The sequence below is a fragment of the Chitinophaga polysaccharea genome (assembly GCF_007829335.1).
GTDB classification, from domain to species: domain Bacteria; phylum Bacteroidota; class Bacteroidia; order Chitinophagales; family Chitinophagaceae; genus Chitinophaga; species Chitinophaga polysaccharea_B.
In genome coordinates this window covers 846,842-858,815 of record NZ_VIWO01000002.1, presented here as the reverse complement: position 1 = coordinate 858,815, position 11,974 = coordinate 846,842, and the positions used below count along the sequence as shown (strand labels likewise).

The 11,974-nt window shown below is 45.4% G+C and carries 11 protein-coding genes; 5 read left to right on the top strand and 6 right to left on the bottom strand.

Translation table 11 applies throughout. The features are described from left to right. Positions 1 to 70 precede the first annotated feature (70 nt). Positions 71 to 664: an RNA polymerase sigma factor gene (locus FHW36_RS11560; RefSeq protein ID WP_145667570.1), complete on the bottom strand. Its 594-nt coding sequence runs from the start codon at positions 662 to 664 to the stop codon at positions 71 to 73. Positions 665 to 866: 202 nt separating this feature from the next. Then, on the bottom strand, positions 867 to 1,325 hold the full coding sequence (locus FHW36_RS11555) for a hypothetical protein (RefSeq protein WP_145667567.1): 459 nt from the start codon (positions 1,323 to 1,325) through the stop codon (positions 867 to 869). A 145-nt stretch (positions 1,326 to 1,470) separates the two neighbouring features. On the opposite strand from FHW36_RS11555, the gene FHW36_RS11550 reads away from it, so the two are divergent. The 3 genes from FHW36_RS11550 (at position 1,471) to FHW36_RS11540 (ending at position 4,569) form a co-directional block, all read left to right on the top strand. Then, complete coding sequence (locus FHW36_RS11550; RefSeq protein WP_186452392.1) at positions 1,471 to 3,393, top strand: tetratricopeptide repeat-containing sensor histidine kinase; 1,923 nt, start codon at positions 1,471 to 1,473, stop codon at positions 3,391 to 3,393. Further along, a complete protein-coding gene (locus FHW36_RS11545) occupies positions 3,383 to 4,024 on the top strand; it encodes a response regulator (protein WP_145667562.1) in 642 nt (213 codons plus the stop codon). Before FHW36_RS11550 ends, FHW36_RS11545 begins: the two co-directional genes overlap by 11 nt. Positions 4,025 to 4,143: 119 nt before the next feature. Further along, a complete protein-coding gene (locus FHW36_RS11540) occupies positions 4,144 to 4,569 on the top strand; it encodes a hypothetical protein (RefSeq protein WP_145667559.1) in 426 nt (141 codons plus the stop codon). A 169-nt stretch (positions 4,570 to 4,738) separates the two neighbouring features. On the opposite strand, the gene FHW36_RS11535 is transcribed toward FHW36_RS11540, so the two are convergent. From FHW36_RS11535 to FHW36_RS11525, 3 genes are all read right to left on the bottom strand, one after another. Then, a complete protein-coding gene (locus tag FHW36_RS11535) occupies positions 4,739 to 6,820 on the bottom strand; it encodes an AsmA family protein (protein ID WP_145667553.1) in 2,082 nt (693 codons plus the stop codon). A gap of 122 nt (positions 6,821 to 6,942) precedes the next feature. Then, positions 6,943 to 7,962, bottom strand: coding sequence for a phosphotransferase (locus FHW36_RS11530; RefSeq protein WP_186452391.1), 1,020 nt, complete (start codon positions 7,960 to 7,962; stop codon positions 6,943 to 6,945). Between the two features lie 12 nt (positions 7,963 to 7,974). After that, positions 7,975 to 8,406, bottom strand: coding sequence for a MarR family winged helix-turn-helix transcriptional regulator (locus FHW36_RS11525; RefSeq protein ID WP_246121135.1), 432 nt, complete (start codon positions 8,404 to 8,406; stop codon positions 7,975 to 7,977). 244 nt (positions 8,407 to 8,650) lie between these two features. Between FHW36_RS11525 and FHW36_RS11520 the strand changes: the two genes are divergently transcribed. After that, positions 8,651 to 9,379 carry an SDR family NAD(P)-dependent oxidoreductase gene (locus tag FHW36_RS11520; RefSeq protein ID WP_145667531.1) on the top strand — a complete coding sequence of 243 codons (729 nt, stop codon included), beginning with the start codon at positions 8,651 to 8,653 and terminating at the stop codon, positions 9,377 to 9,379. A gap of 387 nt (positions 9,380 to 9,766) precedes the next feature. Here the strand turns inward: FHW36_RS11520 and FHW36_RS11515 are convergent, their stop codons facing one another. Next, complete coding sequence (locus FHW36_RS11515; RefSeq protein ID WP_145667528.1) at positions 9,767 to 10,954, bottom strand: exo-beta-N-acetylmuramidase NamZ family protein; 1,188 nt, start codon at positions 10,952 to 10,954, stop codon at positions 9,767 to 9,769. Positions 10,955 to 11,062: 108 nt separating this feature from the next. Between FHW36_RS11515 and FHW36_RS11510 the strand changes: the two genes are divergently transcribed. Further along, entirely contained in the window at positions 11,063 to 11,950 is an 888-nt protein-coding gene (locus FHW36_RS11510) for a helix-turn-helix domain-containing protein (protein WP_222429045.1), read from the top strand. The last annotated feature ends 24 nt before the right edge of the window (positions 11,951 to 11,974 follow it).

Here is an 11,974-nt window from a genome sequence, read left to right as displayed (position 1 = left end):
TAGCTCCGGAGGAAAATAACTATCCGTTCTTAAAAAAAATTTGAGCGGCCATCATGAAGGAAAATAACGGCTATCTGAACAACCATATCAGTAGTAATCCTGCCATCCCCGACTTACCTGTAGCCAATGCTTTCAGGTTCTGTGTGGCTTTAACGAGGTGATTATTCACCGTGGCACGGGAAATATGCAGCAACTGGCTCACTTCATCATGTGAGCGGTTCTCTAGTTTGCACAGCTGAAATACCAGCCTGCGTTGCGGTGGCAGGCTTTCTATAGCCCTGGCCAGCCAGGTTTCGTTCTCTTTTTTAAACAGCCATTCTTCCGTACTTTCCCATTCCTCAGCGCCTGCTTTGGCCAGCTTTTCTATCAGCTGTTGATTGCGTTTGGCCTTCCGGAACAAATCCACTACGAGATTGTCGGATATCTTGAACAGGAATGCGCCAAATGATTTTTCCGGATCGATCTCCGCCCGCTTCTGCCAAATGATGGAAAAAAGATCTTGTAGCATGTCAGCGGCCAGGTCTTCAGATTTCAGCACGCGGAGTAGTTTGCCATAAACCCGGGGGCTGTAATGTTGGTATATCGCATGAAAAGCGGCTGCATCGCCCTGTTTAACAAGGCGGATATACATTTTTTCGTTGGCTGGCTCAAATTGCTGTGACATGTTTTGCGAAGTTCATACTTCGGTTGTTATCGGTTGACGAGCATAGTATGACAATCGTGCTGTACTTAAAAGTACAAAAAAAGTGTTCAATTGTATAGCAATAGTGCGGTAGTTTTTTAAAAAAGATCAGAACCGGGAAAGAAGGGATGAGCCGTATCAAAAGCGTGTTTAGTGTATAGATAAGCTATTGTATAGTCTTTTATCATTTCTTTTTCTCCAGGAAAAACTGAATTTCAGGCGCTGTTAATTTGCTCTTCTCCAGCGCAATAAGGAAACGGGTAGGATGATCCACAATAAGCAGGATATCTTTTCGGGTGATGTCAATTCGTTTAATCCAGTCCCAGCTTTTGGTTTCGATATTATTATTATCGATATGTCTTATAATAATATCTTGCTCATTAAATTCAATATTCGCATCTAGATGCGCTTTCCGCACCATCGCCCGGGTGCTGAAGTGATAAACCGGGACCAAAATAACCAGCGCGAAAATGATAAAGTAAACGAATGCTGAAGAGATAGCCCCAACATTTTCCAGGGGAAAAGCATAGCCCAGCATCAGCATACCCAGCAGGTACATCCAAATACTTTTCCTGAAAAAGAAGTACATTTTAGCACGGAGTACAGTGTTATAAGTTGTCTGTATTCTTTTAGTAATGACCATGGGTTAGCTAACAAATTGGTAGGATACAAATTTATGGTTTCTGATCCAATATATTTTATCTCAGATAACAAGCCATCTATCCCGCCCCAAATGATATATTTAATTATTACCTTCAACGTTTAAACGGAAATATTTTTTCTTGATCGTGGAACTTACCATATTAACCCGAACCTGGCTAAACAAAGTGCCAGCCTTGTTTTTTGTAGTCCTGATGGCGCTTTCCGGTCACTGCCTGGCCCAAAATGAGACAGGCTTCACGGCTTACGGAGAAGTACCGGTAAAAACACCCGATTCCCTTTTACGGAAAATACAGTTGGCTACCGATATTAAAGCGAAGATAGCGGCCGCGCAGCCCCTGTTGGCCTTTCATGCAGCCCATGGCACTGCGGACTCCGTGATTTTTTATGCGCAACAGCTAATTGGCGGTCTTAATCAGAGCGACCTTCCATCCGCTGATAAACTTTCCAGCCAGGTTTTCCTTTTTCTCACATTGGCCAATGCCTACAGCGAGGAAGGTCTGTATGACGAAGCGTTACGTTTTTACCTCCAGGGTGTTCCAATCGCGGAGTCGCTCAACAACAAAGTAGCCGTCAATGACAACAAACTGGGAATCGCCAACATATATGCTGCCCGTAAAGAATACGACAAAGCCGTAGCTGCCTACCAGGACCTGCTACAGCACACCGGCCGGGACGAAAAACTGGAACATTTGGTGTACGAGCGGCTGGGCATCATTTTTCTTGAGCAAAAAAAACTGCCCCAGGCGAAGCAATATACCGAAAAAGCACTAGCTTATTTCCAACAGCAACAAGAGGAAAAGAAGGTTCTGCAGGCGAAACTGACGCTCGGCATCATCGCGGAGTTCAGCCAGCAAATGGAGGAGGCATACACGATTTACAATGAAGTAGAAAACAAGGCGCAGCAGTACCAGTTTTTCGACCTGTACATCAACGCGGGTCAAAGGATGGGCGACCTGCTCATTGCCCACAAGGACTACGACAACGCCAAAGCCCTGTTGTCGCTGGTATATGCTAATGCGCTGCAATGGAACGATCTGAAAGCACAACTGAAAGTACTGAACAGCCTGCGTAACCTCCACGCAGCAACGGGCGATTATAAAAACGCCTATGCACTCATGACCCAGTACCTGGGTATTTCCCAGGAGGCATTGAACCGGCAGAATAAAAAAGAGATCAACGAACTCGAAATAAAATACCAAACCGCTCAGAAGGAAAAAGAAATATTGAACAAGGAAAACGAATTAAATCATCAGAAAACAGTAAAATACAGCCTGCTGATTGGGTTCCTCGTTATCCTGCTACCTATCATAGGCTTGCTGTATATGTATTACCAGAAATTGCAGGCACAGAGCAAACTAAATGCTACAATGGAGGAGATGAACCGGCAGAAAATCGCGGCGCTCCTGAAAGATAAGGAACTGGAATTGCTTAAAGCTTCTGTTAGCGGCCAGGAAAAAGAGCGGAAGCGGATTGCGGGTGAGTTGCACGATAGCATCGGCGGTAACCTTGCTGCCATCAAACTCCAGCTCTCTAATCAAACCGCCGTAAATAGGCTGGATGCGCTCATCCGACAGGTCGACGACACCTATCGCCAGGTACGTGATCTTTCCCATGACCTGGTGCCGCTGAAATTTGGTAACACTGGCTTCACCGAACTCATAACCGGCTATATCAGGCAATTCAACATGCCTGGTAACGCCATTATCACCTTCCATGCATTTCCCGGCGAAGAAATTGAACGGATCGGGACTTCCCTGAAAGCGGAAATTTATAAGATCATCCAGGAACTGATCACCAACGCCCAGAAGCACAGCCAGGCGTCGAAAGTAGAGATACAATTGACCCGGCTGGATGGTACGCTGAAGCTGTTGTTTGAAGATGATGGACAGGGATTTGCTGTGGAGAACGTGAAATATGGCATCGGATTTCAGAACATCCGGGAACGGTTGAAACTATTCGACGGCGTATTTTCCATCGACTCTTTCCCTTCAAAAGGCACCGTAATTGACATTGAAATACCTTTAAAACCGGAGTGCTATGAAGCATAATATTATCCTTGCCGACGATCATAAATTGTTCCTGGAAGGCCTTATCAGGCTGATAACACAAGAAAAAGACCTCCATGTACAGTATTATGCGCATAATGGCCAACTGGTCATGAACTATCTCGATCAGCATCCCGGGGAACAGGTGGATCTGGTTATTACCGATATCAGTATGCCGGACATAGACGGCATTACATTGAATAACTATATCAAGGAAAAAAGACCGGAGATCAGCACGCTGGTGGTAAGTATGCATACCGACAGCAATATCATCGACGCGCTTATCCAGCATAATGTCGACGGCTTTTTATCGAAAAATGCGGATTCAGACGAGTTGCTGGAGGCGATCAAAACGATCCTCAAAGGCGGGAAATACTTTTCAGAAGCGGTGAAACAGGAATATCTCAAAAGCGTGTTCAACAAGGAGAAAGAAACCCTTGAAATGCTCACTTCACGCGAAAAGGATGTACTGAAGCTGATCGCGGAAGAATACACCACCCAGGAAATCGCCGACAAACTCTTTCTCAGCAAACATACCATTGAAAGTTACCGCAAAACCCTCATCCTGAAACTGAAAGTACGTAACCTGGCGGGCCTCACCAGGTATGCCGTCAAACTGGGTCTTCTCAGCTAACCCCCTGAAAACAGGGGGGAGAATTTCACGGAATACGATGTTGCAGCCCCCATCATGCCTGGCTACCTTTGTTGCATAACAAAATGAAACCATCTCATAACCAAAAAAAATGCAACATTATGATCTACGGAATAACATTAATCCTGCTGAGCATCATTGCCGTACCCTCGCTGATTTTATCTAAAAAACCCAATGCAAAGGAGCTGTTGGAAAAAGTAGAACCCTACCAGGGCTGGATAGGGATTGTTTTCTGTGGCTGGGGTATATGGGGGCTTGTAATGGCCATTTTAAACGTGGGTTGGCTCACTTCTGCGCCTATCTGGTGGATCACATTAGCGGCGGGCAACCTGGTGGAAGCGTGCCTTGGTTTCCTGCTCGGATTTCCGCTCATCAACAAATTCTTTCTCTCCAATAATGAAAAGGCCCGGGAAAAGGCAGTACGTATCCGGGCACAGGTAGCGCCCAAACAAGGTAACCTGGGCATACTGGGCATCATCGTTGGCATTTGGATGATTGTAGCATCCTTCCTCTTTACCATTGCCTAGCATTCCTCTTCTACCACTCAATTTTCAACCGATGAAAAAAATTACTTTAAGCCATTGGCAGAGCAATATATCTATTTGTCCGTCAGTTTGCGCCATTGAATAGCCGGCCTTCATTCATTTTTTGACCCTGGAACCTATCCAAGCTGCTGCCGATTGACTGGTGTAACCATCATTTCGGCAGCAGAAACCCAAATGTAAAACTGGCCTCAATACCCGACAGCAATGATTTCAACAGGTAAAACGACAATGCGCGTGTATGATCAAACTTATAGTCAATAGTACCCGTGCGACGATCCACTGGCAATGATTTATCCTTGTTCTTAGGAATGATAACATGTTTGAGCATGAACGACGGAAATGGGGCTATTTTCTTTTGCTGTCCTTTTAGTTTGTCTAACACCAGGTTGTGATATTCCCCTACCACTTTACCGCTTGCTTTTTCATCATTGAAACTAAATTGAAATGCTAAATGATTCAGCAGGCCGGATTCAACATGAAAATTACCCAGGTTTTCTGCTGATGGATTCAAGGTAGTTACATCTAAATTGTCGATTGCACCGTTGACATAATAGTCTTTGGCGGGGTTATACGGCAAAGAGATGGTCGTCTTGATAGTGCCGGATCCCATGATGGCGCCTTCCATATGGAGCTCCATATGATCGGGATCGGATGGGGTAGGGTGATTGATAAATGGAGTCACGGAAAGCTGCAATTTTTCAAACCGCAGCAAACCTGTTTGTAGCTTGTCTTTCGGGAATTCTTCATACAACAGCGTTGACGGAGATACCTTGAAATGCCCGACCCGGATATGGCCTGGAATGCTCTTTAGGAATGCAACCGGCAGTGGTTTATACCGGGATAGGCGAGGTAGCCGCCTGTCCCGGAAAATATAGTAATTACTTTCCTTGATCCATATTTGTTCAGCTACCAGTTTTTGCTGAAGACATTGGGCAACATCCAGTTTGCTGATAGTTACACCAGAGATAGTTGCATCAACAACATCTACCTGGTGCCCGGCTTTCCGTCCCATCTCCATCTTGTCGTATTGAGGTGTAGTCTTCAGGGAAGTTGCCTGTAAGGTGCCTTCACGATCAACGTCCAGCTGCTTTATTTGAAGGTTTTGGCTGGCGTCCGGGATGGATGCATGAATATCGGTTAGCGCGCAGGCAAGCGTTTTGAAACGAATATCAGGGACACTATCCGTTATCCGGATATCTGGTTTATCCATCTCTATATCGCCATGTAGCTCCAATCGGCCGCCTGTTGTGGTTTCGTAAGCGATGGCAGCGTGGCGCATCTTGAATGAATCTGTTTGTATAGCAGAGAGCATTTTTTTGAAATCAATAAAAAGAGATGACAGTCGGGGATTGTTAGGTTCACTATACACATTCAAAACAGGGTGGTTTAAAATTATTTTTTCAGCCACCAGCTTTTTATCAAACAGTTTCCGGATATCGAAGTGGTAGATGGAGATGCCTGCAACACTTGACGCCACAAACAAAGGCTGGTTGCCGGTTTGCCGGAAGAAGTCGACTTTGCTGTATTGTGGTACCAGTTGTAACGAATCTATCTCGAGTAATCCCTCGCGACTATCTACGCTTACCTGTTTGGCCGTTAGGGCATGGTAGGCATTCGGTAGGATATAATTGATGTCCGAAAGGCGACTCTTTACATCACCGAAATGAAAATTGCCGGCGGTGGATGCGTTCTTTAGATTATTTATGTTTATGTCGTCTATACCCATATTCCCCCTTAGCAGTAGCTGATGATCCTCCCATACCTGGACGGTGTTTAACTGAAGGTGGTTGACCGATATGCTTTTGACGGGCGCTTGAGCTAACAACTGCATTGGCGCTGTATCTTTTCTATTCATTAAGAACCGGTCCAGGTTTATTTCTCCATTACTCAGTTTTAAATTGTTGACAGATAGCGTTTGGCGAAAGAGCATCGTCAGTAGATGAATACCACTGAGTTTTACCTCTGAAAAATGAACGGAATGATGATGTTTATTACTATCCGGCGTATAAGCAATAGTAAGATTGCTCAATGTAAGTGATGACGTGAATAGATTACTTTTGATGGAGGAATAACTAATTTTTAGTTGAGGAGAAAGATGTTGTAACCTTTCATCGGCTGCGCGCTGAATGATTCGATTTATAAGGATGTTGGCGGTAATCAGTATAACGAGTATGCCAATGCCACCATAAAGCAGCATTAACCATTTCCCCGGTATTTTAGATAATCTGTCCATCAGCCTGCTAGTATTGCTGTTGTTTCTTATCTTTTACACCTAGTTGTTATAGATTGTTTAGTATATGCATTTTTGCAATGTGTCTAATAACCCCACCAACATTTCTCCCGATGGGTAGAAAGCTAGTTATGATTACTTAATAAAACCAGGGCATCCTCAAACCTCGCCGTACACATCTGCAGTACCGCTTCATTCATCAGTGCTTTACCGTACATGAACTGACCTTCATAGGTAGCCAGCGATAGTGCACCTGAGCCTAGCAACGGACCCACATCCTTCAAAAACACGCCTTCCATTTGCTGGTCATGTGCGTAGTCTGCCGGTTTGGCCTGGGCAGCCAGCTGCAGCATCATCACTGCATAAATGATCCGGCTGATCTGGCGCATCACATAGAAGCGGGAAATGTTGTAGTTATTTACTTCGCCGAAATATGTTTTCAGGAACGCTGCCTCCTGTTCAGGACTATAAATGAAAAAGTTGGCTACACTGGCCAGGTCTAAATACCGGTCATTAACAAACGCAGTGTCCCAGTCAATGATCCACACAGTCTCTCCGTCACACAAAATATTGGAAGGGTTCAGGTCATTATGACTGAATACCTTGTCGGTATCGTGCCATGGATAAGACGCTTTTATCTTTTCGTACCGTTTCAGGCATTCATCTGGTACAGGGCCATTCAGTATATTACTATGACGGAACCCTGCCAGCAAATGATCCATCGTTTCCTGCAAATTGCCGCCGGGTACAGCGTAAGGTATCGTGTGTATCTTCTTCACGGCCTCCGCCAGTTTCACGGCCAGTACTTCGCCGCTGAAGAGGCTCCTGATTGGCTTATTTTCAACGAACGCACTGATGATGATACCCGCTTCCTCATTTTTATAATGCAGGGGTGGAGCAATACCTGCTGCGGATGCCCGGGCTATTTTCTCAAATGGATCTGCACTGGTATAAGCATGCGGTATATCGAGTTTCATTACATAAGGACGGTTATCTGCCATGATCTTATATACAGAAGCAGTGGACAGCCCACCGGTCAGCAATGTTGCTTCACTGATAACAGCTTGGCCGAATGTGTTTTCAAAGGCGGCGGCTACGGCAGCTGCACGATCAGCCGGAAATATGTTTGAATAATTCAATGACATAGGGAATAACATTTAGATAATAGTAGCGCCCAACAACTTGAACAAGGCTGCTGCCGCTGTATACTTTTTTAATTGATCTGCAGGAATAAGGTCCTCAGCAAGTGCATCCGCAGTAGGCTTTGCCTCCTCATAGGTTCGGCGGCCAGCTGCCGTCAGCACCACATAACTTACCCTCGCATCCCGCTCATTGGCCTCTCTGTCAATAAGCCCGATTTTTTCTATAGGCAATAGCAAACGCGTAATACCAGATGGCGTCAGGTTCGTTTTCTCCGCCAGGTCCTTGCGGCGCAACTTACCGTTGGGCGCCTGATGCAACAGGTGCAGTATCACAAAGTCAGTAAATCCAATTCCATGGGCATTCAGTCTGTCCATGCGACGAGATACTGTTGCCTGGGCTTTTGCCAGGCTCATTAAAAGCTGTAATGACGAGTTTATTGTTGACATATACTTGACTACTCAACTATTCGCAAATATAAAAGCTTTTTCTATTATCGTCCAAATAAGAATGATGGAATACCGTTGTAAAACACCAGGTAAATCCTCCTTTATCATAATAGTGCAAAAGAATTTATCTTTAAGCTGTTTTATAAATGAAAAATGAATAAACAGGAATTTTACGTAGCGTTAACCGCCAACAACCTGGACCATCACAAACTTTTACAGGATATGTAGTAATCAGGAGAACTTTATGAACAGCAATAAAACCGTCCTCGTACTCGGCGCCAACTCCGATGTAGCAAAAGAAGCCATCTTATTGTATCTCGAAAAAGGATACCACGTAATAGCTGCTTCCCGCAGTACGGCGGAGATAGCGGCGTTTATGGAGGCAAGGAAAGTTCCCGGCAGCCGGCTCACCATCTGCTACTTTGATGCCACTGCTTTTGACGATCATGCTAAATTCTACGCCGCGTTACCTGCTAAGCCCCATATCGTTGTATATGCAGCAGGCTTCCAGGTAACAAATGAACAGGCGCTGGTCGACTGGGAGGGAAGTTACCGCATGATGCAGGTGCACTATGCCGGCGCGGTGTCCATTATTAATCTTATTATAAAAGACAGTGACAACGATCACCTGGAGCGAATCATCGGACTATCCTCCCTTTCGGGCGTACGGGGGCGCAAAAGTAACTTTGTTTACGGTAGTACCAAAGCAGCATTTACACAGTACCTGGCTGGGCTGAGACAATATTTGTTTGCCAGGAAAGTAGTTGTCAATGTGATTGTAGCAGGATATATCCGTAGTAAGATGACCGCCGGGCTTGACCTCCCGGAGTCTTTATTAATGGAGCCTTCCTTCATTGCCCGTGCAATCGTCAATGCCGGCAGTAGCTTTACAATTGTTCCAGGCATTAAATGGAAGTTTATTCACCAGGTGTTAAAGTATTTGCCTGAGAAGCTTGCTGCCAGGCTGCCCTAGTAGCAATATCCCTTTATTCCTTTTAGAAATGCTTTCCTGGTATCATCATGCCCCGCTACGCTTTCGACGCTGGTGCGCGCCTGTTTATTGTCTACCACCGCCGAAAAAATGAGTGACCTTTCCTGGGGGGAGTTGTACCACGTTGTCTTTTAATGCCGCGTAATCTATCTGTTCAATACCTTCAATAATATGGCGGGTAAGACTTGTGTATTTATCTTGTGTTCGGGTAACGCTGTCTGCTAACGCTTGTAACCGGTCATCGGCAAATCCGCGAAACTGCTGCTAGTCCATTTCTTTTATTGCTGTTGGGAATACTTGCCAGATGAAGAAAGCGTCTCTGAAATCTGCTTTTACCTGGCCGCGGGCCGACGTATAGGTCAGATAGCTTTACGTATACATCAAATAAGGCTGTATACGCATCGACCAGTCACTGAGCGTCACCTGCTGCTTTATCACATCAATAAAGTCAGGTAAGGCGGTTTCAAAAAGCATTTCAGTATCCGATATGCCCGACAATAAATCGAGATGCTTTGTGCCCGTAGGGTTTACATGGGTAGGGTAGGGAGACCATTGGAAATTCGCAGGGTGTAGCGTTTTTATGATTTTAACAAGTAACCAGCCGGTAGCTACCGGAAGAAAGGAAGAGGGATCTGCGACATGCAGCATCACACCATTACACGGCTTCCCTGCATATTTGCCTTCCACCGGTGTAAACACTATCGGCCGTGCATATACGTGGCCCGAAAGGGCCGGTACCAAAGTATTAAATAACCGGGCAGTATCATTGGCCAGTAGCCAGGGGGCGCCGGCTACACGAAAGGGAACGGCTGTTCCCCTGCCTTCGCTGCAGTTCGTGGCTTCCAGGAAGCAAAGACCCGGATACAGCAAGGCCGATTCAAAGGCAGGTATGGCAGGTGACAAGGGGACGAACGAATGGCTCCAATCGGTATAATACAGGTTCCGGTGCCAGTCAACGCAGGGGATCACCTCCAGCTGGCAGTTAATGCCCCGCGAGCGGTTGAAATAACGGGCCAGCTCTCCCAGTGTGCAACTGTGCCTCACCGGTATCGACCAACGGCCAATAAAGCTACTGCAATGCGCTTCATCGAGAAGAGGACCTTCCGCCAGCGTTAAATTGCCCGACAAAGGGTTGGGCCTGTCGGTTATGATAAAAGGAATACTACAGGTTGCACAAGCCTCCAGTACATAAGACAGGGTCCATAGGTAAGTATAAAACCGGCTGCCTATATCAGGGATGTCAAATAATACCAGGTCGATATCAGCCAGGTCTGATGGTGACGGCGCCAGTTTATCGCCATACAAACTGGTTACCGGCAGCGTGGTTTGGGGATCTATGCCATTATCCATGGCATGTCCATCGGCGCCTGTTGTATCGAGACCATGTTCCGGCGAGAACAGTTTCACGATATTAAACCCTTGTTGTTTCAAAGCCAATCGCGAGGGGATAAACTGCTGGGTAGTAGCCGCATGATTGGTAACCAGGGCAATGCGTTTGCTTTTCCATGGCGGCTCTTGGGCCAAAAGAACATCGATGCCAAAAAGTATATTGTGCATGAACGGGCCTGGCATTGGCTGTTGTTTGCCTGCTATATTAAGCTTTTTGGGTAAGAAATTGGTCATTGGGTGAAATGCCTGACCCGGAAATTAATTTGTAAATTTGCAATGATCCTATCTATAATGAAAGCATACGAGAGTTTGAAAGAAACATTATCCTTTTACGGCGTACAGTGCAATGAGCCCTACTATATCTCTTCCGGGAACCCGATTTTTGAATTCCCGGAAACAGCTTTCAGGATGGATTTTTACGCTTTTTGTATTTGTGTATCCGGACAGGTAGAAGTCGAAATAGATAGCCATAGCTATCATATAGTCTCCAACAGCTTTCTAATCTCCGCGCCATCTACGATTATCCGTATTGTCCACTTCAGTAAAGATTTCAGGATGAAGCTCCTATTCTTTGACAAAATCTTTTTGCTCAAAAATATTGCTAACCCATTTTTTATTGAGCAATTATCTTTGTTCAGGAATGCAACGTTCAGCGTTATCAACCCTGGAGAGAAGTATGCTGACCAGTTATTTGCGCAGTTGAATTATCTCCAGCAGCAAACGGGCCGGAAGGGCAGGTTTATTGAGGATATTATCAGGACCATTATTATACATCTGCTGCTAGAGATAGCCACGCTGGTCGATAATGAAAAAGCAGCGATGGCCGGCAGTCTGCAGGACGTAAACAATCTTTTTTTTAAGTTCACGAAACTTGTGCGGGAGAACGCGCTGCATTATAAAGACGTACAATTTTATGCCGATAAGTTGTTTATTACGAACAAATACCTGATCAATATCGTTAAGAAGACAACCGGCAAAACGCCCCATGAAATTATAGATGAAGCCCTGCTCAAAGAGGTTTGCGTATTGCTTAACGATCCGGAGAAGACAATCTCCCAGATTGCGATAGACACGGGGTTTAGCTCAACGTCCTCCTTTGGACGCTTCTTTAAAAAATATGTATCCATCTCTCCCCAGGAGTATAGGAAACACCAATTGTTATAGTGAAAACGAATTTCTGTATATGAT

Bases quoted from the DNA above. Each gene is read 5' to 3' on its own strand.
- FHW36_RS11560 (WP_145667570.1), bottom strand. From the start codon at position 664: ATGTCACAGCAATTTGAGCCAGCCAACGAAAAAATGTATATCCGCCTT.
- FHW36_RS11555 (WP_145667567.1), bottom strand. From the start codon at position 1,325: ATGGTCATTACTAAAAGAATACAGACAACTTATAACACTGTACTCCGT.
- FHW36_RS11545 (WP_145667562.1), top strand. From the start codon at position 3,383: ATGAAGCATAATATTATCCTTGCCGACGATCATAAATTGTTCCTGGAA.
- FHW36_RS11540 (WP_145667559.1), top strand. From the start codon at position 4,144: ATGATCTACGGAATAACATTAATCCTGCTGAGCATCATTGCCGTACCC.
- FHW36_RS11535 (WP_145667553.1), bottom strand. From the start codon at position 6,820: ATGGACAGATTATCTAAAATACCGGGGAAATGGTTAATGCTGCTTTAT.
- FHW36_RS11530 (WP_186452391.1), bottom strand. From the start codon at position 7,962: ATGTCATTGAATTATTCAAACATATTTCCGGCTGATCGTGCAGCTGCC.
- FHW36_RS11525 (WP_246121135.1), bottom strand. From the start codon at position 8,406: ATGTCAACAATAAACTCGTCATTACAGCTTTTAATGAGCCTGGCAAAA.
- FHW36_RS11520 (WP_145667531.1), top strand. From the start codon at position 8,651: ATGAACAGCAATAAAACCGTCCTCGTACTCGGCGCCAACTCCGATGTA.
- FHW36_RS11515 (WP_145667528.1), bottom strand. From the start codon at position 10,954: ATGCACAATATACTTTTTGGCATCGATGTTCTTTTGGCCCAAGAGCCG.
- FHW36_RS11510 (WP_222429045.1), top strand. From the start codon at position 11,063: ATGATCCTATCTATAATGAAAGCATACGAGAGTTTGAAAGAAACATTA.